The sequence below is a fragment of the Xanthomonas sp. CFBP 8443 genome (assembly GCF_025666195.1).
Lineage (GTDB): Bacteria > Pseudomonadota > Gammaproteobacteria > Xanthomonadales > Xanthomonadaceae > Xanthomonas_A.
The window spans coordinates 4771024-4793041 of sequence record NZ_CP102592.1; the positions used below are offsets into that span (position 1 = coordinate 4771024).

Genomic DNA, 22018 nt, shown 5'->3' on the forward strand with positions numbered 1-22018 from the left:
GAGATCGCCGCCATGCCCCGCAACCGTCGCCGCCGTCGCAACCGCCTCCGCCGTCCCCTTCGCCTGCTGGTGCTGAGCCTGGCGATCTCGGCCGCCCTGGTCGGCCGCAGCCAGGCGCAGACCAGTCCGTTCGTGCGCCGTGGCGCCGATCCGGGCGCGCAGGCAGCGGCGGCCGCGCAGCAACAGGGATTGCAGTCGGCGGCGGCCAGCGCCCTGGCGCAGAAATCGCTGCAGGCCTTCCAGCGCGCCGCGCAGGCCCGGCAGAGCCTGGACGCGATGCAGGCCGCCGCGCGCGCCGCGGCGCAGGCATCGCAGGCCGGCATGGTGCCGGACGGCCTCGGCAAGGGCGGCCTGCAACTGCCTGACGGCGCGATCATCGATCCGGGCGCGGTGCGCAGCGACGACCCGCGCCTTGGCCAGCGCAACGTCTGGCTGGGCGCACGCGCGCCGACCCAGCAGGTGGTCGGCGGCGACACCCAGGTCACCATCCAGCAGACCCAGAAGAAGGCGATCCTCAACTGGGAAACGTTCAACGTCGGCAGCCGCACCCGCCTGCAGTTCGACCAGTCCGCCGGCGGCAGCGACGCGGCGCAGTGGATCGCGCTGAACCGGGTCAACGACCCGAGCGCGGCGCCGAGCAAGATCCTGGGTAGCATCCAGGCGCCGGGCCAGGTGTATCTGCTCAACCGCAACGGCGTGCTGTTCGGCGGCGCCAGCCAAGTCAACGCGCATTCGCTGCTGGTGTCCTCGCTGGACCTGTTCGACGCCAACCGCGCGCTCAGCGACCAGACCTTCCTCGCCCGCGGCCTGTTCGGCGTCGCCGGCCAGAGCGGCGTGGTGCTGACCGGACTGGACGGCATGGCCGCCGGGCAACCGCCTGGCGACATCCAGATCGACAGCGGCGCGCGCATCGCCAGCGGCAGCCAGGGCTACACCCTGATCGCCGCGCCGAACGTCGGCAACGCCGGCACGGTGACCGCGCAGGACGGGCAGGTGATGCTGGCGGCGGTGCTGGGGCTGCGGCAGAGCACGGCGTTGCCCAGCGCCGCCGGCAACGTGCTGCCGGTGGGCTTCAGCGGTTTCTCGCTGCCCGGCGCGGCAATGGGCCAGATCGGCTCACTGGACAACAGCGGCGTGGTCGCCGCAAGCCGCGGCGATGCGACCCTGGTCGGCTACGACGTGCGCCAGCGCGGCGTGGTCAGCGCCACCACCAGCATCAGCCGTCCGGGCAACGTATCGCTGCTGGCGATCGACCAGAACGGCAACTACACCGGCAACGACGGCGCGATGCCCTATCTGGGCGGGCGCCTGGAGCTGGCGGCCGGCGCGCTCACCGCGGTGCTGCCCGAACGCGACGGCGAGACCACCACCTCCGGCGCCAGCGCCGACCAGGCCTTCGTCGCGCCATCGCTGACCCTGGCCGGCGCGCAGGTGCGGATCGGCACCGATACGCAGGTGCTGGCGCCGGGCGCGACGATGAACGTGACCGGGCTGAGCCGTAACGATGCGCCCGACCGTGGCCGCACGCTGCTCAACGACCGCATCCTGGTGGAAAACGGCGCGCAGTTGAGCGTATCCGGCCTGGCCGACGTGCAGCGCGACATGTCCAGCAACCTGGTCAAGATCCCGCGCGTGGGCCAGAACGAACTGGCCGACTCGCCGCTGCAGCGCGACGGCGCATTGGCCCGCCAGGCGCTGCAGTTCGACCGTCGCGCCAGCGGCATCCGCGCCGACGGCGTGGCCTGGGTGGGCAGCCCGCTGCTCAACGCGCAGGGCTATGTCGACCAGGTGCCGCGCACCATCGACGACATGCTGCTGGACGGCGGCACGATCAACCTCAGCGGTAGCGACGTGGTGCTCAATCCGGGTGCACGGCTGGACCTGGACGGCGGCTACCTGCACGTGCGCGGCGGCATGGTGGAGACGCCGCGGCTGCTCGGCAGCAACGGCCGTCTGTACGACCTGGCCAGCGCCGATCCGTCGCTGACCTACGTGGGCATCGCCGGCGATCAAACCCACCACCATGCGCGCTGGGGCGTGACCGAGCGCTACAGCAATCCCCTGCTCGGCAGCCGCCGCTACTACGAGAGCGACTACCTGGAAGGCGGTGACGCGGGCAGCCTGAACATCACGCTGGACCGCCACTACGACAACGTGCAGGGCCGCGAGACGCTGGGCGCGCTGGTGCTCGGCGGCGCGCTGTCGGCGCAGGCGGTGTCCGGCCGCTACCAGGTGTCGTCCGCCGCGCCGGCGCGTGGCGGCGCGTTGCACCTCGACGGCGGCGATGGGCGCAGCTGGCAGATCGTTGCCGATACCCCGGTGACGGCCGGGCCGGACCTGGACACGTCGGTGGAGGAATTGGCCGACGCCGGCCTGGCGCCGCAGGATCCGCGCCATCCCGGTTACTGGTCGCAGTTGTCCGCGCGCTGGGTGCAGGAGGCCGGCCTGGCCTCGGTCGGCGTAAAGACCGCCAACGGCGTCATCGAGGTCGCCGCGGACGCGCGCCTGCAGGTCGCCGACGGCGGCAGCATCGCGCTCGATGGCGGACGCGTCGACGTGCAAGGCACGCTGATCGCGCGCGCTGGCGATATCGCGTTGGACAGCAGGGGAGGCGACCTGCGGATAGCCGCTCCCGGCCAGGACGCGCTGCTGGCGTTCGGTCGCGGCGACCTGCTGGTCGGCGGCGGCGCGCTGCTGGACGTAAGCGGACGGTGGGTCAACGACGACCGCCGCCTGACCCAGACCCCGCAAGGCCAAGCCTTCATCGACGGCGGCACGCTGTCGCTGCGCACGCAGCAACGCGTGGACACCGATGCCGACGGCATCCGCCACGACAACACCGGTTCGATCCTGATCGCAGCGGGTGCGTCGCTGCGCGCCAACAGCGGCGGCTACGTCGATGCCGACGGCGAACTGGCGATGCGCGACGGGCGCCCGCTGGGCCGCGGTGGCGACATCGGCCTGCAGACCTACCTGCGCCCATCCAATGACAGCACCGCCGACCCGACCTACGTAGTGGATCTGACGCCGGCCGAGGGCGCCGGACGCCTTCAGTTCGATCCGGCCAGCCTGCAGGCCGACAGCTTTGCCGGCGGCGGCACGCTGACGCTGCGCGCGCTGGGCGTGCAGATCGGCGGCGACGCGCCGGCCGATGCGCGCATCCTGCAACTGGACCCGGCGTTCTTCGCCGCGCACGGATTCGGCAGCTACGACCTGGCCGCCGAACGCGACGCCGGCATCGCCGCCGGCACCCAAGTGCGCGTCAGCCAGCGCAACCTGCTGCCCGACGTGCAGGCGCTGCGCGCCGCGTCCAGCGGCACCGACGTGCTGGCTGGACTGCGCGATGGCGGCAACGGCTACGTGCGCCTGGGCCAGCTGGATCCGTTCTATCGACCGGCCACCGACTTCGCCCTGCGCGCCGGCGACTATCTCGGCCGCGTTGCCGGCAATCCCGTCCACAGCGCCGCCTCGGGCACGCTGGAACTGGCGCAAGGCGCGCAGCTGACGCTGGATCCGGGTGCGGCGGTACGGCTGGGCTCGCGCGGGCAGGTCAACGTCTTCGGCCAGATCAGCGCGCGCGGCGGCGAGGTCGTGCTGTCCGGCGATACCACCCAGCAGTCGGGGCTGGCCCCGCCACCCGGCGGGGACAACGGCCGCGCCTACGCCGATGCCGGCAAGTCGGTATGGCTGGGCGCGGACAGCCGCGTGGACGTGTCCGGTATCGTCCTGTCCGATCCAGCGCCCACGCTGCAGCCCAGCGAACGCGGACCGGTGATGCCGCGCGGCGGGCGCGTGCTCGACGGCGGCACCGTCACCCTCAGCAACGACGGCGGCTACGTGGTCGTGGAGGCCGGCGCGCAACTGGATCTTTCCGGCGCCTCGGCGGTGTTCGACCTGCCCACCGGCGCCGGCCTGTTCGGCGGCGCCACGCCGAGCCTGCAAGCACAGACCGTGTGGAGCGACGGCGGGCGCCTGACCCTGGCGGCCAGCGCCGGGCTGTTCTTCGACGGCCGCATCCAGGCCCACGGCGGTGCCGCGCAGGCGCAGGGCGGCACCCTCGCGCTGCTGCCCCTCAGCCAGGTCGGCAGTCGCACTCCGAACGGATTCGCCGCCAAGGGCCTGATCTTCACCCAGAGCGACAGCCATCTGCCGGCCGGCGCACAGCCGGGCCAGGCGCTGGAACCGGCGTTGGCCGCGCCGTCGGGGCTGCTGTACTTCGCCGCCGACCGGCTGGCCGACAGCGGCGTCCAGACCCTCTACGCCGGCGTGCAGAACCCCAGCGGCAGCGACGCCACCCCGCCGCTGGTCCCGATCGGCTTCAGCGGCGATGTGGACCTGTCGCTGGCGCGTGCGCTGGTGTTCAACGCCCCGTCCTATGCGCTGCTGGCGCCGCAGGCCGGCAGCTTCGGCGCGCTCGCCGACAGCGGTCAGGTGACGCTGTCGGCCGCCTATGTCGGCCTCAACGGCTGGCGTCCGGCCACCGCCGATGCGAGCCTGGTCGAACCGCCGGCGCCCGGCGCCGCCAGGTTGACGGTGCAGGCCCAGCACATCGACCTGGGCGGCCAGTTCGCGCTGAATGGCGTGGGCCTGGCGCAATTCCACAGCCAGGGCGACCTGCGCCTGCATACGCCCGCGGCCTACGCCTTCCAAGGCACCACCACGCCACTGCCGCGCGCCGGCGAACTGCTCACTGCCGGCGACCTGGAATTCCGCGCCGCGCAGTTGTACCCGGCCAGCGGCGAGACCTTCCTGATCCGCGCACTGGGCGCGCTCGATCCGCAGACCGGGGTGCGTGCCGACACCCGCATCGACATCGCCGACCACGGCGGCGATGCGGCGCTGCCGCTGTCGGCGGGCGGCACGCTGGCGCTGGACGCCACCGAGATCGAACAGCACGGCACCGTGCGCGCCCCAGGCGGACGCCTGCTGCTCGGCGTCGGCGCCGCCGGCGAGGACGCCACCGCACGCGCGCTGTTCGGCACGCGCACCCTGACGCCCACGCGCCGCGTGAGCCTGGGCGCGGGCAGCGTCACCTCGGTGTCGCTGCAAGGTGCAGTGCTGCCCTACGGCAGCACCGTCGACGGCAGCCAGTGGCGCTACGACGTCAACCCACAAGCCAGCAACGCCGACCTCGCCGCGCCGCCGCAGAAGCAGATCCGGCTGCAGGCCGCGGACGTGGAACTGGGCGCGGGCGCGCAGATCGACCTGTCCGGTGGCGGCGACCTGCAGGCGGTCGAATGGGTCCCCGGCACCGGCGGCAGCCGCGACGTGCTGTCGCGCTACAACACCAGCTACGCCAGCGGCAGCGCACAGCAGGTGCCGCTGTATGCGGACGCACGCGAGGTCTATGCGATCGTTCCCGGCCTGCAGACGCCGGTCGCAGCGACCGACGCGCTGTTCGAGCAGGGCGACGCGGCGCCGGCGCTGGGACGCGCGGTGCAGCTGAGCGGCGTGCCGGGCCTCGCCGACGGCGTCTACACGCTGCTGCCGGCCAAGTACGCCACCCTGCCCGGCGCCTATCGCGTCGTGGCGCGCAGCGGCAGCCAGGACGCGACCGCGGCGCAGAACCAGATCGCGCCCGACGGCACCGCGATGGTCGCCGGCCACTACGTCGATACCCTCAGCGGCGCACGCGACGCGCGCAGCAGCCTGTTCGAGGTGCAATCGCGGGCGACCTGGGGCCAGTACTCCGAATACACCCTGACCGGCGCCAACAGCTTCTTCGCCGGCCTGGCCACGCGCCAGGGCAACGCCACGCCGCAGCTGCCGCGCGACGGCGGGCAACTGGTGCTGTCGGCGGACCAGCGCCTGCAGCTGGGCGCCACCCTCGCCACCGCCGCGGCCAACGGCGGCGCCGCCGCACAGGTCGACATCACCGCACGCGCGCTGCAGGTCCGCGGCCAGGGCCAGGCGGCGCTGGACGGCTACGTCAGCGTCGATGTCGCCGCGCTCAATACGCTCAACGCCGGCAGCCTGCTGCTGGGCGGCACCCGCGAGCAGACCGCCGCCGGCACACTGCTGCACGTCGGCGCCGAACACGTGCTGGTGAACAACGATGCGCGCGATCCGCTGCGCGCGCCGGAACTGATTCTGGTGGCCGGGGCCAATGCGGATGGCGGCGTACAGGTCGCCGACGGTGGCGTGCTGCAGGCCCAGGGCGGCAGCGGCACGCGCAGCTCCAGCACGCTGCTGATCGGCGACAGCGATCCAGCCGGGACCAGCGGCGACGGCGCGCTGCTGCGCCTGTCCAGCTACGGCGATGCGGCCCTGCAACGCCGCAACGTTCCCGGCGCAGCGCTGGCGCAGGGCCGGCTGCGTGTCGGCGACGGGGCGCAGCTGCTCGGCGGCGCCTCGCTGAACCTGGATTCCACCGGCGACACCGAGGTCGCCGCCGGCGCCCGCCTGCAGGCCGATGCGATCACCGCCAGCGCCGGCCAGGTACGCCTGGACGCGGGCGCGGCGGCGACCGATGCCGACGGCCTGGTGATCGGCGCGGCCAGCCTGGCGCAGTTCGCCGACGCCAAGCGGGTCAGCCTGCGCAGCTACGGCGACATGAGCTTCGCCAGCGGCCTGGAATTGAGCGTGGACAACGCGCTGACCTTGAGCGCCGCGCGCTTCGTCGGCGACGGCAGCACGGTGCGGCTGCGCGCCGACCAGCTGACCCTGTCCAACGAGATCGGCACCAGCGCCGCTGCCGACAGCGGCAGCGGCAGCGGACTGCTGCAACTGCAGGGACGCGAGGTGGCGTTCGGCAGCGGCGACAAGCAGCTGGCCGGCTTCGGTGCAGTCGCGGTCGATGCCGAGCAGGCGCTGTTCGTGCGCGGGCATGGCCAGTTCGACTTCGGTACGCGCGAGGTGACGCTGCGTGCGCCCGTGCTGGTGGCCGACGCTGGTGCCGACAATCGCCTGGTCACCCAGGGCGCGCTGCACCTGCAGCGCAACGGCGGCACCGCGAGCACGGCCACACCGCTTGGCGGCAGCATCGGCCTGGTCGGCGGCAGCATCGACGGCAACGGCGCGATCCGCGCGCGCTCCGGCAGCGTCGACGTGCATGCCACCAGCGGCGACCTGCGTCTGGATTCCGGCGCCAGCATCGACGTGTCCGGCACCACCCAGGTCTTCTTCGATACGCCGACCTACACCGCCGGCGGCGATATCGCACTGCGCGCCGACCGCGGCGGAGTGAATGCCGCCACGTCCACCCTGCTGGATTTCTCCGCCGCCGGCAGCGCCGATGCCGGTTCGCTCGACATCGCCACGCCATTGGGCGCCGCGCGCCTGCTGGGCACGCTCGACGGCGCCGCCGGCAGCGGCCGCGGCGGCCGTTTCGCGCTGGATTCGGGCGCCGCGGTCGACCTCGACGCATTGGCGCCGCAACTGGCCGCCAGCGGCATCGACGGCGCTATCGACATCCATGCGCGCAGCGGCAATCTGACCCTGTCCGCCGGCCGTTCGCTGCAGGCGCAGCGCGTCAGCCTGACCGCCGATGGCGGCGCCGATGCGCTGCTGCGCGACGCCGGCAACGGCAACGTGCGCATCGACGGACTGATCGACGCCTCCGGTACCCAGGGCGGCGACATCGCGCTGTGGGGCCGCCACGGCGTGGCGGTCAACGGCCGGTTGCTGGCGCGCGGCAGCGCCGCCGATCGGCGCGGCGGCACCATCGTGCTCGGCAGCAGCGGCCGCGAGGATGGCACGCTCAACGCCGACTACGGCTACCAGAACGTGCAGGCCGCGGCGGCCGGCACGATCGCGATCGGCGCCGGCGCGCTGCTCGACGTCTCCGGCGGCAGCGCCGGCGGTCTGTCCGGCGGCAGCGTGCAATTGCGCGCACCGCTGCTGGCCGACGGCGAAGTCAACGTGACCATCGCCGACGGCGCGCGCATCGCCGGCGCCCGCGAAGTGGGCCTGGAAGCCTATGCGGTGTGGAGCACCACCGATGCCAGCAGCGACCCGACGCAGCATTTCGACGGCATCGTCGATCCGGCCGGCTGGTACGACGCGCAGGGCCAGCTGCTGCCCGGCAGCTGGACCGACGCTACCGGCAACGCCTTGACCGCACCCTCCACGCCGGCACAGTTGGCCGACTATCTGAGCCGCCACCTGTTCACGCCAGACGCGGCCAACGCCGCGCATCGCCAGTTCTACGGTTACCGCGAAGACGCCAGCGCCGCCCCGGGCACGCTGATGGGCTTCGTGCAGCAACCCGGCTTCGCCTTCGCCGGACGCTTCGCCGGCATCGCCAACTTCCGCGCACGGCCGGGCATCGAGCTGCGCAACCCGGACCCGGCGATCAACGGCGGCGCGATCAGCGTGCTGACCAGCTGGAACCTGGGTTCGGGCGCCACGCGCGATGCGCTGGATTTCCGCTACAACGGCGCGGCGCCGGTGCTGACCCTGCGTGCGGCACAGGAAGTGACGATCAAGGCCAGCCTCAGCGACGGCTTCTATCAGCTGCGCAATCCGTTCGGCAGCGGCGGCCCGCAGGCCAGCTACGACGATGCCGCCGGCCAGTACCAGGGGCTGAGCGAACTGTATTTGGGATTCGGCGTGAGCATCGACACGCTCGTCCCCATGCCGTCTGCGCAGAGCGGCGACGACGCGCAAGCCCAGCAGTACTACGGGCAGTACCTGCAGCTGCTGGCGATGTTCCAGAAGACGCAGCCGGACATGGGCGCCACGCCGGAAACCCCGATCAACATGCTCGACGGCTTCCTGTTGCAGTACGCGCCGGAACTCGGCAGCGTGGTGGAACAATTCCCCGGCCAGCCAGCGCCGCCGCCGTCGCCCACTGCGCCGGCCGACTATCCCGGCTACCTGGCCAGCTATGAGCGCTACGTGCTGGACCTGTACGCGTTCTGGGGCCAGACCGGCTTCGGCGCGCTGCCGGCCTATGTCGCCCCGTCGCTGCCCGTGGTCGGCGCGCTGCTGCCTGCCGACACCCACAACACCCCATCCTCGCTGCAGGCTAGCCGCAGCAACCCGCTGCCGCTGGCCACCGCCAGCCTGATCGGCGGCGACAGCAGCCGCTACCGCATCGTCGCCGGCGCCGATTTCGCCAGCATCCGTCCCGATGCGCTGCGCCAGGACGCCGACGCGGACGTGGTGCTCGACGGTCACCAGCGCTACCAGCAGGAAGGGCAGAAGGACGTGTTGCTGCCGACCGTGCTGCGCACCGGCACCGGCAGCATCCAGATCGCCGCCGCACGCGACCTGCACTTCGCCGATGCCGATGCACCGGCCAGCATCTACACCGCTGGGCGCCCGGTGGACGGCAGCGCGATCGGCACCGACACCTACGTGGCGCGCAGCAGCGTGGGCAGCCGCGCCGCCGACGTGGTGATCGGCGCCCAGGCCAACGCCGAGGCCGGCGGCGACCTGAGCCTGCAGGCCAACCGCGACATCGTCGGCAACCGGCAGATCGTGGACACCGACGGCAGCCGCAGCGGCGTGGCCGGCAACTACGTCGGCCAATACTGGTGGCCGTGGATGCAGCTGGGCAATCCGCTTGGGGCCGACGGCCTTACCTCGATCGCCGCGCAGATCAACTACGGCGGCTTCGCCCAGGGCGTGATGAGCAGCGGCGGCGACGTCGCCGTGGATGCCGGACGCGATATCCGCGAACTGTCGGTATCGCTGCCGACCAACTACATCGAAGGCGAGCAGGGCCGCCGCGTCTTCGGCGGCGGCAACCTGAGCGTGAATGCCGGACGCGATGTGCTTGGCGGCGACTATTTCGTCGCCGCCGGCGAAGGCCATCTGCGCGCCGGCGGGCGCCTCGGCAGCGCCTTCGATCTGCAGGCGCAGGGCTACGACGGTGGCGGCCAACTGCGTCAGGTCGAAAGCGCGGTGGACCCGGTCTTCGCGTTGCAGGATGCGCAGTGGTCGATCCAGACGCGCGGTGACGCGGCGATCGGCGCGATCGTCAACCCGACCTACGTGATTCCCAACGAAGGCGGCATTCCCGCGCTTCTGGCAACCGACCGCATCAGCCAGGACTACAGCACCGACTCCAGTGTGCAGATCGCCGCGCTGGACGGCGACATCCGGCTGAAGACGCTGAAATTGCCGGGCCTGCTGTTCGGCTTCGGCGAGCGCGACAACAACCGTCCGTTGCCCGACAGCGTCTCGCTGAGCCAGCAGGTGTTCGACAACGTGCTGCCGGCGCGGCTGGAAGCGATCGCGCAGCATGGCGCCGTCCAGATCGAAGGCGCCGCGCGCCTGTTCCCGTCGGCCAGCGGGCAGTTGGCGTTGCTCGCACGCGACGACATCGCGCTGTTCAACGACAGCGTGCTGCCCGGCACCTCGCTGTGGATGCTCGATGCACCCGGCGCCTATGCAGGCAACGACCTGAGCGTGCCCGACCGCAACCAGTTGTTGAACCTGCATCGCAACGACAGTGCACCGGCGTTGCTGTACAGCCTGGACGGCGACATCGTCAGCGGCTTCGCCGCCGATGGCTATCGGCTCAATCCGCTGACGCTCGATCTGCCCAAGCCGGCACGCATCCGCGCCGGGCGCGATATCGTCAACCTCGACCTGCGTGCGCAGAACTACCGGGCCGGCGACGTCACCCGGGTGGTGGCCGGACGCGACCTGTACTACACGCCAATCCAGGGCGCACCGCTGGATCCCGGCTACGTCGCGCGCTGGGGATGGCTGGAACTGGGCGGGCCAGGCACGTTCGAAGTGCAGGCCGGTCGCAACCTGGGGCCGCTGACCTCGGCCAACGAGGCGTTGGCCGCCACACGAGGAAGGAACATCGATGCCCTGGACGGCGGCATCCGCACCATCGGCAACAGCAACAATCCCGGCTTGCCCACGACCGGCGCCACGCTGGTCGCACGCTTCGGCGTGGCCCCTGGCGACGCCGCCGATGCGTTCGCGGCGCTGTACCTGGATCCGGCCGGCGCGCAAAGCCAGGACGCTTACCGCCGCTGGTTGGCGGAGTTCGTGCTGCAGCGGAGCAACGACGCACGCGAGCGGGCCGGCCTGGCACCCCTGAGCGAACTGCCGGTCGCACAGGCATGGGCCGCGTTCCAGCAACTGCCTGGCGAGGATCGGCGCCTGCTGGTTGAACGCGTGTTCCTGGACGTGCTCAAGCAGGTCGGCGAAGGCTACGCCGACCCCGCCAGTGCCGACTACCAGCAATACGCACGCGGCTACCAGGCGATCGAAACCCTGTATCCGGCGCGACTGGGCTATACCGCCAACAACCTGCAAGGCGGTGCCAACGGCGCGGCGACGCGGGTGAGCACCGGCGCCCTGGACATGCGCGGCTCGACCCTGCAGACCGGGAACGGTGGCGATATCCGCGTGCTCGGGCCGGGCGGCGGCATGCAGGTGGGCAGCGCGCTGGCGCCGCCAGCGGTGTTCGATACGCAGGGCAACGTGCTGATCGGCCCGGCCCAGCAGGGCATCCTGGCGCTGGGCCAAGGCGACATCGGCGTGTTCACCGATGCCAGCGTGCTGCTCGCGCAGAGCCGCATCTTCACCCAGCGCGGCGGCGACCTGGCGATGTGGAGCTCCAACGGCGACATCAACGCCGGCAAGGGCGCCAAGACCAGTTCGGAGAAGTCGCGAGTCAGCTATCAGTGCGACCTGGACTACTACTGCACCCTCAACGCGCGCGGCCAGGTCAGCGGCGCCGGCATCGCCACCTTGCGCGTGGACGCGGCCGATCCGCAGGGCGACGTGGTGCTGGTCGCGCCACGCGGCACGGTGGATGCGGGCGACGCCGGCATCCGCGTCAGCGGCAACCTGATCGTGGCGTCGCAGTTCGTGGCCAATGCCGACAACATCCAGGTGCAGGGCGATACGGTCGGCGTCGGCAGCGCACGCAGCGTCGATGGCGGCGCGCTGAGCGCGGCATCCAACGCCGCGGCCGCGGTATCCGACGCGGTCGGCGACATGGCCTCGCGCGGCAACACCCCGCCGCGCGAGGCGCCGTCGGTCATCACCGTGCAGGTCATCGGTCTCGGCGATTGCGCCATGGACGACCCGCGCTGCCAGCCCGGCCCATGACATTGCGACGACATGGGCCGGATCCGCAGCCGACCCATGTCCGAACCGATAATCTCCGTCGCATTATGTAGACAACGGAAATACGGCCTGCGGAAATTCAGCTAGAACGTTATTTTGCCGTGCACGCATTATGTCAACGGCCACCAAAATCAATTTGTTTCAAGCTACGCATCACAGGTAAAGAAAAGTACCTGCGAATGTCTCTTCAATATCATTGTTCGAGCGCAACCTTTCTCCTGCGCCACCACTGTGGCGCAAGCACGCTACAGGTCAAGAAATTCCCCGGATCCTATCCGTCGTTTTCTCACCAAGGAGAGAAGCAAGTGCTCAACCTCAACATTTCCCGTTTCAGCGCGATCGCCGTTGCGGTCGCGGCCCTGTCCAGCGGTTCGGCCATGGCGGCCGAGAACCTGTACGGCGGCGGCGCCACCTTCCCGGCGCAGCCGTACGTCGGCACCGGCTACCTGACCCCGAACCCGGACGCGCGCCTGTCCACCAATGCCGGCAACACCCCCGGCACCGGCTTCACCGTCTCCGGCATCGCCGCCGGCTCGGTGTTCGGCACCTACAAGACCAACACCACCAACAACGTGTCGTACTGCCAGACCGGCAGCGGCCTGGGCAAGACCGCGCTCAACGGCGCGATCGCCAACCAGAGCTGCCGCGACTTCAGCGCCACCCCGGTGGGCTTCAGCGCGCCGACCAGCACCAGCAACACCCCGGACTTCATCGGCACCGACTCGCCGCTGAGCACCAACGACTACAGCACGTTCCTGGGCGGCGCCAACGCCGCGGCGCGCGTGGGCCTGGTGCAGATCCCGACCATCGCCGGCGCCATCGCCCTGCCGCACAACGACTCGGTCGACAACGTCGCGCTGACCACCGCTCAGGTCTGCCAGATCTATTCCGGCCAGGTCAGCAACTGGTCGTCGATCCCGGGCGTGACCGGCTCCGCCGGTCCGATCAAGATCGTCTACCGCACCGATGGCAGCGGCACCAGCTTCGCCTTCACCAGCTTCCTGGCCGCGCGCTGCAACGGCACCGCCAACGTCCCGTCCGGCTTCGTCTTCACCCCGAACCAGAGCTTCACGGCTGCCCTGCCCGGCGGCGCGAGCGCCGTCTATGGCACGCGCGGCGTCAGCGCCAGCGGCAACGCCGGCGTGGTCGCGGCGGTACTGAGCACCGCCAACGCCGATGCGCTGGGCTATGCCGATATCGGCGAAGTGGTCGCCCAGGCAGCCGACTACGCCACAGTCAACGGTTTCGACCCGGCGCTGTTCGGCAAGAACGCGTCCGGCGTGCCGACCCCGATCAGCATCAACCCGACCACCGGGTTGCTGGCCGGTCGCGTGCTCGACGGCGCCACCGTCAACCTGGTTCCGGGCAGCGGCTCGACCGCGGTCAAGAACTGCGTGCGCCTGGTCAGCCCCTCGGCAGCGATCGCCAATGCGTACCCGATCGCCGCGATCACCTACCTGGCCGGCTACGTCAACGGCAACGGCAGCGCCGCGCACATCCAGGCGCTGAAGGACCTGTACGGCCAGTTCTACAACACCACCACGCGCCCGGTGCTGCCGAACGGCTTCGCTTACCTGGACGGCGTCGCCACGTTCCGTACCTCGGTGCAGTCGACGATCACCAACTGCGTGCAGTAAGGCTTCACGCCAGGATGGCAACGGACCGGCGGGCAGCGATGCCCGCCGGTCTTTTTTTGCCTGGACGCCACATTCGATGCAGCGATCGGCACGGCGCGATGCGATCCGCATCCCGGAACACGCGACCGTCGCACGCACGCACGCACGCGCACAGCGCCGCGCGCCTCGCCGGGAGAGATCGGCACCCCTTCGCCGAAGGCCGCTACGCCGAAGCCGGCGGCTCTTCCTGCTCGCGCAAAAGCTCCTCCAGCATCTGGATCGCGCCATCGATCCGCGTCAGCGTCTCCTGCAGATCGCTCCTGCGGGCATCCAGCTGCTGCAGCTGCACACCACCCGCGCGGCGCTCGTCCTTCAACTCCTGCAACCGTTGCGCGATCGAATTGCGATCCATGGCGTGGCACCTGCGTGGATGGGATCGCTAGAGTAAGCCAGCGTGCCCGGCTGCTGCGCAGCGGGCGCTCGGCCCATGATCGCCATCAGCGTGGTCGCGTCGTTCGCCGATGGCGATGGCCGTGCGGGTTGCCGGACGCACCTGTGCGGCGGCGTCCCAGGCTCAGGCGTACAACACGCCCGGCCGTCCTTCCTCGACGATCGCATGCGGCACGAAGCGCGCGCTGTCGCGGGTGATCGGGCCATCGTCCTCGCGGATGCCGATGCCGCACGCGGTGTCGCCGACGATCCAGCTGCCGACCATCGGATAGCGGCCGTCGAACACCGGCAACGGATGCGCCTGCTGGCGGATGCATGGCCCCTGGTAGGGGCCGTCGCTCTGCAGCATGCGGCCGTCGGCCAGGTGCAGGGCGATGTTGGCGCCCTCGCGCGAATGCAGCGGCTTGCGCACCCAGCCCGGCGGCAAGGCGGCACCGTCGTCGAACGCGGCCGGCAGCAGGTTGGGATGGCCATGATGGCGCTCCCACAGCAGCGGCAGGATGCCCTTGTTGCTGAGCAGCGCCTTCCACGGCGGCTCCAGCAGGCGCAGCCCCGACCCCGGCAAGGCCTGGCCGAAGCGCTCAGCGAACAGGTCCTCCAGCGGATACAGCTTGAACAGCGCGCCGATCACCACGTCGTCCAGGTCGGTATAGCGACCGTCCTCGGACAGGCCGATGTCCTCGATCGCGATCGCCTCGCCGAACAGTCCGGCCTGCGCCGCGCAGTCGCGCAGGTAGGCGACCGTGCCCTGGTCCTCTTCCGAGTCGCGCACCGCGGCGAAATACAGCGGCGGCGGCAACTGCGCCGCCAGCTCGGCGAAACGCGCCACCAGGGCCTCGTGGATCGAGTTGAACTGGTCGGCGTCGCGCGCCAGGCGGCCCTGCGCGCGCTGGTCTTCCAACCACTGCCACTGGAAGAACGCCGATTCGAACAGCGAGGTCGGCGTGTCGTAGTTCAGTTCGTACAGCTTGGCCGGGCCGGTGCCGTCGTAAGCCAGGTCCAGGCGCCCGTACAGGTGCGGATCGCGGCGCCGCCAGCTCTCGGCGATCCAGTCGCGGAATACCGGCGGAATCGCCAGCCGCTGCATCAGCGCCTCGCTGGCGACGATCTCGTCCACCAGCCCCATCGCCATCTGGTGCAGCTCGGCGCTGGGATCCTCCAGATCGCGCTCGATCTGGCGCAGGGTGAACGCGTAGTAGGCGCGTTCGTCCCAATAGCGCTCCCCGCCGATGGTGTGGAAACGGAAGCCGCACTCGGCGGCCTGCGCGCGCCAGTCGCCGCGTTCGACGATCGCGATGCGTTGCATGTGCTTCCTTGGCTGGTGCGACGTGAGCGCGGCGATCAGCCGCCGAAACTGCCGCGCGCGCCGCTGGAGCTGCCGAAGCCGCCGCGGCTGACGGTGACCGCGCGGTTCGGCGTGGCGCCGATATGGGTCATGGTCTGGTTGCCGCGCAGGCTGGTCGCCGCACCGGCACCGGCGCCGGTCGCCGGGCGCTGCCACTGGCTCTGCCGGTCCTGGTACGCGGGCGCGGCGTTGAAGCCGGCCATGCGGTTGCCGTTGAGCATCTGCGACAGGAAGAAGCCAGTCATCAGCGGGCCGATGAACGAATGCCCCTGATGGTCGCGCTGTTCCACGCAACGCTCGGCCGAATACTCCTGCGCGCACTGCTCGCGGCTGGCGTACTTGGGTCCCTGCTCGGCCGACTGCTGCTGCGCCTGCTTGAACGCCTCGCGGCAGGTGGTGATGTCGTGGGTCTGCGCCGCGCAGGCTTCCACCGAGGTATACAGCCCCTCCTGGGTCTTGGCCTCGCGCTCGCAGGCGGTGAACAGCAGCGGCGCGGTGCCCATCAGCAACAGCGCGGCCTTCTTGGATCGTTTCATCGTCTCCTCCCGGACCTCAGAATGCGATGATGCCTGCTTCCGGCCGAAGACGGAAATCGCCGGCACCGCGCATGCCCATTCATCCGCATCGCCTCACCGTCGGCCAGGTGCCGTGGCGTCTTCCACACGATGTAGCACCATGCCGGTTCAGCGCCGGCAAGGCAGCCGTGCAGACCGCGTGATAACGTGGCCAATGGCCTTGCGCCCGGCGCAAAAGGTTGCGAATGCAACCCTTTGCGCCCTGCCGGGCCGACCACTTCCGCCAGCATTCCGCCCGCCTTCCGACCGCACGACACCCCCACATGCCCGACTATCGCTCCAAGACCTCCACCCACGGCCGCAACATGGCCGGCGCGCGCGCGCTGTGGCGCGCCACCGGCATGCAGGACGCCGACTTCCACAAGCCGATCATCGCCATCGCCAACTCCTTCACCCAGTTCGTGCCCGGCCACGTGCACCTGAAGGATCTCGGCCAACTGGTCGCGCGCGAGATCGAACGCGTCGGCGGCGTGGCCAAGGAATTCGACACCATCGCCGTGGACGACGGCATCGCCATGGGCCACGACGGCATGCTGTACTCGCTGCCCAGCCGCGAGATCATCGCCGACTCGGTGGAGTACATGGTCAACGCGCACTGCGCCGACGCGCTGGTGTGCATCTCCAACTGCGACAAGATCACCCCCGGCATGCTGATGGCCGCGCTGCGCCTCAACATCCCCACCGTGTTCGTGTCCGGCGGGCCGATGGAGGCCGGCAAGACCAAGCTCGCCGACCACAACCTGGACCTGATCGACGCGATGGTGATCGCCGCCGATCCCAACGCCTCCGACGAAAAGGTCGCCGCGTTCGAACGCAGCGCCTGCCCCACCTGCGGCTCGTGCTCGGGCATGTTCACCGCCAACTCGATGAACTGCCTGACCGAAGCGCTGGGCCTGGCGCTGCCCGGCAACGGCACCGTGGTCGCCACCCATGCCGACCGCGAGCAGCTGTTCCTGAAGGCCGGGCGCACCGCGGTCGAACTGTGCCACCGCTGGTACGGCGCCGAAGACCCGACCGCGCTGCCGCGCGGCATCGCCACCTTCGCCGCGTTCGAGAACGCGATGACCCTGGACATCGCGATGGGCGGCTCCACCAACACCATCCTGCACCTGCTCGCCGCCGCGCAGGAAGGCGAAGTGCCGTTCACCCTGCGCGACATCGATCGCCTGTCGCGGCACGTGCCGCAGCTGTGCAAGGTCGCGCCGAACATCCAGAAGTACCACATCGAAGACGTGCACCGCGCCGGCGGCATCCTCTCCATCCTCGGCGAACTGGCGCGCGGCGGCCTGCTGCACACCGACCAGGCCACCGTGCACAGCCGCACCCTCGGCGACGCCATCGCGCAATGGGACATTACCCAGACCGACGACGACGCCGTGCACACCTTCTACAAGGCCGGCCCGGCCGGCATCCCGACCCAGATCGCCTTCAGCCAGGCCACGCGCTGGCCGACGCTGGACGCCGACCGCCAAGCCGGCTGCATCCGCGACGTCGCCCATGCCTACTCGCAGGAAGGCGGACTGGCGGTGCTGTACGGCAACATCGCCCTCGACGGCTGCGTGGTCAAGACCGCCGGCGTGGACGAATCGATCCACGTGTTCGAAGGCAACGCCAAGGTGTTCGAGAGCCAGGATTCGGCGGTCAAGGGCATCCTCGCCGACGAAGTGAAGGCCGGCGACGTGGTGGTGATCCGCTACGAAGGCCCCAAGGGCGGCCCCGGCATGCAGGAGATGCTGTATCCGACCTCGTACCTGAAATCCAAGGGCCTGGGCAAGCAATGCGCCCTGCTCACCGACGGCCGCTTTTCCGGCGGCACCTCCGGCCTGTCGATCGGCCACGCCTCCCCGGAAGCCGCCGCCGGCGGCGCCATCGGCCTGGTCCGCGACGGCGACAAGATCCTGATCGACATCCCCAACCGCAGCATCAACCTGCTGGTCGACGATGCCGAACTGGCCGCCCGCCGCGCCGCACAGGACGCCCAAGGCTGGAAGCCGGTCGAAGTGCGCCCACGCAAGGTCACCACCGCACTGAAGGCGTACGCGCTGCTGGCCACCAGCGCGGACAAGGGCGCGGTGCGCGACAAGGCAATGCTGGACGGCTGAGGCGTTGCCATGAAGGCCGCGGATTTCGCGGTCTTCATAATGTCCTGGCATTGCGCTGCGGGAGGGACTCTGGGTGGCCTCGGGCCATCAGCCCCGACGCCTGACCACAAACGCCCACAGCCGGGTTGCTTTTCTTGGCGGCAGCGTCACTCACCGCCGACGCCCAGCCCATCCAGCGGGCTGCGCACCGCCGAGGCCCGCGCCCAAGCACATGCGTGTAGATCTGCGTGGTGGCCACATCCTTGTGGCTCAGCAGCTCCTGCACGGTGCGGATATCGTGGCCGGCCACCAGCAGGTGCGTGGCGAACGAATGCCGCAGGGTGTGGCAGCTGGCGGGCTTGGTCAGCCCCGCCGCGCGACACGCGGCCTTGACCGCACGCTGCAGCCCTTTCTCGTCCATATGATGGCGCCGGATCGCGCCGCTACGCGGGTCACGCTGCATCGCGGCGCGGAAACAGAGACTGACTGCCGCCGACCTCCCGCGACGCGTTCGGGAACTTGCGTGCCAGCGCATCCGGCAGCCACACCTCACCGCCGCCGCCGCCGCCGCCGCAACATCGCGCGTGTGCACCCGGCGCGCGCGCTCCAGCTGCGCCAGCAATGCCTCGCGCAAGGACAGCGGCAGCGTCGTGCGCCGATCCTTGCCGCCCTTGCCATCGCGCACGACGATATCACCCCTGGCGAAGTCCATGTCCTTGATGCGCAGGCGTACGCATTCCATCAATCGCATCCCGGTGCCGTACAGCAACGACGCCATCAGGCCATGGCGTTCATGCATCTGCGCCAGCACGCCCGCCACTTCATCCCGCGTCAGCACGGTAGGCAGCCGCTGCGGACGCTTGGCCCGCTGGATCCGCTCCATCCACTGCAGCTCCTGCCCCAGCACCTCGCGATACAGGAACAACAACGCCGCCAGCGCCTGGTTCTGAGTGGACGGCGCCACGCGATCGCGTACCGCCAGCGCGGTCAGGAACCGCTCCACGTCCTGCTCGCCCAAGACATCGGGATGGCGCTTGCCGTTGGCCAGAATGAAACGGCGCACCCAACCGACGTACGCCTCCTCGGTGCGCTTGGCCATCCCCAGGCGCCGGATACGCGCACGCAGCCGGTCGAGGAGGCGTGGCGCCCGAGGGTCCGGGAATGCCGCCCCCTCAGGCCCATCGACCGCACGCCGGCACGATGCCGCGCCTCGCGTTGAAAGCGCCCCGTCGGAGTGATAGCGTCCCATACCATGGCTCCCGCAACTGGAATGCGGCATGGTTACGCACAGGAATACACCCCACCATCGGGGAAGATCGTTGCTACAAGGGGGCCTCTCGGCCATATCGCTATCGGAAATCCCGGACTACACACCGGGATTACGCGACGTTTTGTCTTCGAATAGTAGTTAGGCCTCGCACTCGCTACTCTTTGCCCACCCCGTCAATACCCTTTCCTATCAACCTGGGAGAAACCATGCGCGCGCTACTTCTTGCCCTTACGCTGCTGACCCTTGCAACCGCCCAAGCAAATGCCGGGGAGCAGACTGGCACGGTCAGAATCGATCACGGCCAATTTGGATCCAGCGCCACATCAGCCGGACTCATGTTCTTCGTTTTGCAAGGAGGTACCAAGACAGGGAAGCCTTCCTGCAACACATACATTGATCGGTGGGTAATCAATAACGCCTGGCCGGCGGCAAAGATCCAGACAGCAGTACTTCTCGCGGCAATCACATCAGGCAAGACGGTCACAGTCCGGGGCAGTAACGACTGCACTCAATGGCTTGACTCAGAAACTGCCATAGATATTCAGCTGAACAACTAAAGTCGACGCCTAACCAGTCGGTCAAGCGGACCCGCAGCGGCGTGCCACCAGGGCCCGGTGGGCGGTACACTGTATTTGGCGTTTTACCCGCCCTTTTGGCCAGTTCGTCGCACGCCAGTCGCCCCACTGCCATGGGACTGCAATCCTTGCGATTCCGCTCACCGGCCAAGGAGCCGCGTCGTGAAAGCGCTAATTGCCATCGTTGTCTGGTGCCTTCTGTTTGTGCTGTGCTGGCCGCTGGCCTTGCTGGCCTTGGTCCTGTGGCCCATCGTGTGGTTGCTCACCCTGCCGTTCCGCCTTGTGGGGATCACGTTCTCTGCCATGTTCGCGTTCCTACAGGCCATCCTGTTCTTGCCTGCCCGCCTCCTTGGTTGGCGGCCAGGACGCGTAGCGACGGCCTAAGCCATTTGTTCAAGCAAAGCCGTTTCGCGGCTCGGCTTAGTTCAGACGTGGCCACTCCAAAGGAATCGCATATGTCCCGGCTCTTGGTGCTGACGCTGCTCGTCGTGTCATTCAATGCAGGCGCAATCGTCATTCGAGATGATGTTGATGACGCGAACCTCTCCGACCAACGCCTCCGAAGTCCGCGCCTGGGATACTTCAGCGCGGAAGTTCTCCGAGACGTTGTGCATTCCGCTCCCATCCCGGGCCATACACTACCTGCACGATGCGGACATCCGCATCAAAGACCCGGAGTACCGGAAGTTCCAAGATGAAATGCTCTCCCGTATCATCTCGGAGCTCGAGTCAGGCATCCTTCCAGCATCCACTACCACGACCTTGTCCTTTCATCCACGCTGGTTGGGGGCAATTGCTTTGTGTGTTGCCGCAGTTATCTGCTGGTTCGTATTTTGATGATGTGGCCCAGGAACTCGTTCAAGTCGAAAACGCTTTGGATCAAGAATTGAACACCGTGATCATCTCCTTCGAGGGCCCGACATTCTTCGCTCCTGAGGACGAGGAGCAGTTCTTTGGATGGCTAGGCTCGCTACCTGAGTACAAGGATATTCGGGGCAAAGGCACCACCTTGGACTTGGAATTGGCGCATCCGATAAGTGCCGATACCGTTCGGCAACTCCTGGTTCTATTTCGCCGCTGGTGCGTTGACCCGGACCCACTGCGCCCTTTGTGGTCTCCTGAGACCGCTGGCTTCGTACTTTGGGAGACCTCTCTTCGAGAGGCCTCCATTGCTGTGGGCCTGCAGATTGAGGCCTAACGACTCGTTCCAGCTGGCGCCGCTTCACGGTGCAGCCGATTCGGCCTTGGCGCCAGGAGGATTCATGGAAGTCTTGATCGCGATAGTGATTGTTGCCGGCCTGGCTAGCGGACTGGCCGTCTTGCTGCTCGGCTTATTGCTACCTCGCAAGTTCTGCCCTAGATGCAACACGGCGTTGCCTCGCTTCCGCAAGCCTTCAAGCACCCGGGAAGCGATGCTCGGGGGCTGGTCGTGTCCGTCTTGTGGTGCAAAGATCGCCCGCAATGGCGCGCTCCTGCCGGACTAGCGGCTTTTTTGTGCCCCTGGCACGTCGTTCGACCCGAGCCCGCAGCCGAGAACTTGCCGAGCAGGTGTGGCTGCCCAAGACCTGGACCTGGCATTCGACTGCGTCACGCCGGCACCGTTCGCGGCGCGCCTCACGTGGCGAGACTTCATGACGAACTCGCAACGCCCGGACAGCTACTGTGCGAGCACCTGGCAGACGAGGGAACCTGCACAAACAGACGCTGGAGAAGGCCAACGAAGCCATTTCCCGCGGCGATTTCGAAGGCTTCCTGCGCCACTGCACGGAAGACACGGTATGGAACTTCATCGGCGACCGGACGCTCAGGGGCAAGAACGCCGTGCGCCAATGGATGGCAGAGGCCTATAAGCAACCGCCCGTGTTCCGGGTTCATCGGATGATCGCGGAAGGTCAGTTCCTTGCGGCGATCGGCGTGATCGCCTTGAAGGGATCGAGCGGGCAAGAAGTCGAGCATGCGTACTGCGACGTGTGGCGCTTCGAGGACGGCCTGATGGCCGAGTTGAACGCCTACGTGGTCGAGTCCTGATCGATCCTGGATCACCCCAAGCAGTGGGAGTTGCAG

The 22018-nt window shown here is 69.1% G+C and carries 12 protein-coding genes; 8 read left to right on the top strand and 4 right to left on the bottom strand.

From position 1 onward, the window contains the following. The first annotated feature begins 12 nt into the window (after positions 1 to 12). On the top strand, positions 13 to 12024 hold the full coding sequence (locus NUG20_RS19860; protein WP_263396100.1) for a filamentous hemagglutinin family protein: 12012 nt from the start codon (positions 13 to 15) through the stop codon (positions 12022 to 12024). A gap of 323 nt (positions 12025 to 12347) precedes the next feature. Then, entirely contained in the window at positions 12348 to 13679 is a 1332-nt protein-coding gene (locus NUG20_RS19865; protein ID WP_263396101.1) for a substrate-binding domain-containing protein, read from the top strand. A gap of 202 nt (positions 13680 to 13881) precedes the next feature. Here the strand turns inward: NUG20_RS19865 and NUG20_RS19870 are convergent, their stop codons facing one another. The 3 genes from NUG20_RS19870 to NUG20_RS19880 form a co-directional block, all read right to left on the bottom strand. Further along, a complete protein-coding gene (locus NUG20_RS19870; RefSeq protein WP_263396102.1) occupies positions 13882 to 14070 on the bottom strand; it encodes a hypothetical protein in 189 nt (62 codons plus the stop codon). A gap of 162 nt (positions 14071 to 14232) precedes the next feature. Then, positions 14233 to 15414 (bottom strand): glutathionylspermidine synthase family protein, encoded by a 1182-nt coding sequence (locus NUG20_RS19875; RefSeq protein ID WP_263396103.1) that lies wholly within the window; start codon positions 15412 to 15414, stop codon positions 14233 to 14235. A 35-nt stretch (positions 15415 to 15449) separates the two neighbouring features. Then, positions 15450 to 15989: a DUF1190 domain-containing protein gene (locus NUG20_RS19880; RefSeq protein WP_263396104.1), complete on the bottom strand. Its 540-nt coding sequence runs from the start codon at positions 15987 to 15989 to the stop codon at positions 15450 to 15452. Between the two features lie 302 nt (positions 15990 to 16291). Between NUG20_RS19880 and ilvD the strand changes: the two genes are divergently transcribed. Further along, positions 16292 to 18130 (top strand): dihydroxy-acid dehydratase, encoded by a 1839-nt coding sequence (ilvD, locus tag NUG20_RS19885; RefSeq protein ID WP_263396105.1) that lies wholly within the window; start codon positions 16292 to 16294, stop codon positions 18128 to 18130. A 34-nt stretch (positions 18131 to 18164) separates the two neighbouring features. Here ilvD and NUG20_RS19890 read toward each other — a convergent pair whose 3' ends face one another. Then, positions 18165 to 19208 (bottom strand): integron integrase, encoded by a 1044-nt coding sequence (locus tag NUG20_RS19890; protein ID WP_263396106.1) that lies wholly within the window; start codon positions 19206 to 19208, stop codon positions 18165 to 18167. 377 nt (positions 19209 to 19585) lie between these two features. On the opposite strand from NUG20_RS19890, the gene NUG20_RS19895 reads away from it, so the two are divergent. The 5 genes from NUG20_RS19895 (at position 19586) to NUG20_RS19915 (ending at position 21982) form a co-directional block, all read left to right on the top strand. Beyond that, the gene (locus NUG20_RS19895) at positions 19586 to 19936 is read left to right on the top strand and encodes a hypothetical protein (protein ID WP_263396107.1); all 351 of its coding nucleotides are present in this window, start codon (positions 19586 to 19588) and stop codon (positions 19934 to 19936) included. 180 nt (positions 19937 to 20116) lie between these two features. Further along, positions 20117 to 20338: a hypothetical protein gene (locus tag NUG20_RS19900; RefSeq protein ID WP_263396108.1), complete on the top strand. Its 222-nt coding sequence runs from the start codon at positions 20117 to 20119 to the stop codon at positions 20336 to 20338. A 310-nt stretch (positions 20339 to 20648) separates the two neighbouring features. Further along, positions 20649 to 21152 carry a hypothetical protein gene (locus tag NUG20_RS19905; RefSeq protein WP_263396109.1) on the top strand — a complete coding sequence of 168 codons (504 nt, stop codon included), beginning with the start codon at positions 20649 to 20651 and terminating at the stop codon, positions 21150 to 21152. A gap of 64 nt (positions 21153 to 21216) precedes the next feature. Next, the gene (locus NUG20_RS19910) at positions 21217 to 21438 is read left to right on the top strand and encodes a hypothetical protein (protein ID WP_263396110.1); all 222 of its coding nucleotides are present in this window, start codon (positions 21217 to 21219) and stop codon (positions 21436 to 21438) included. 178 nt (positions 21439 to 21616) lie between these two features. After that, on the top strand, positions 21617 to 21982 hold the full coding sequence (locus NUG20_RS19915) for a nuclear transport factor 2 family protein (RefSeq protein ID WP_263396111.1): 366 nt from the start codon (positions 21617 to 21619) through the stop codon (positions 21980 to 21982). The last annotated feature ends 36 nt before the right edge of the window (positions 21983 to 22018 follow it).

Coding starts and splice junctions, on each gene's coding strand:
- NUG20_RS19860 (WP_263396100.1), top strand. CDS start 13: ATGCCCCGCAACCGTCGCCGCCGTCGCAACCGCCTCCGCCGTCCCCTT.
- NUG20_RS19870 (WP_263396102.1), bottom strand. CDS start 14,070: ATGGATCGCAATTCGATCGCGCAACGGTTGCAGGAGTTGAAGGACGAG.
- NUG20_RS19875 (WP_263396103.1), bottom strand. CDS start 15,414: ATGCAACGCATCGCGATCGTCGAACGCGGCGACTGGCGCGCGCAGGCC.
- NUG20_RS19880 (WP_263396104.1), bottom strand. CDS start 15,989: ATGAAACGATCCAAGAAGGCCGCGCTGTTGCTGATGGGCACCGCGCCG.
- ilvD (WP_263396105.1), top strand. CDS start 16,292: ATGCCCGACTATCGCTCCAAGACCTCCACCCACGGCCGCAACATGGCC.
- NUG20_RS19890 (WP_263396106.1), bottom strand. CDS start 19,208: ATGGCCAAGCGCACCGAGGAGGCGTACGTCGGTTGGGTGCGCCGTTTC.
- NUG20_RS19895 (WP_263396107.1), top strand. CDS start 19,586: ATGCGCGCGCTACTTCTTGCCCTTACGCTGCTGACCCTTGCAACCGCC.
- NUG20_RS19905 (WP_263396109.1), top strand. CDS start 20,649: ATGAAATGCTCTCCCGTATCATCTCGGAGCTCGAGTCAGGCATCCTTC.
- NUG20_RS19910 (WP_263396110.1), top strand. CDS start 21,217: ATGGAAGTCTTGATCGCGATAGTGATTGTTGCCGGCCTGGCTAGCGGA.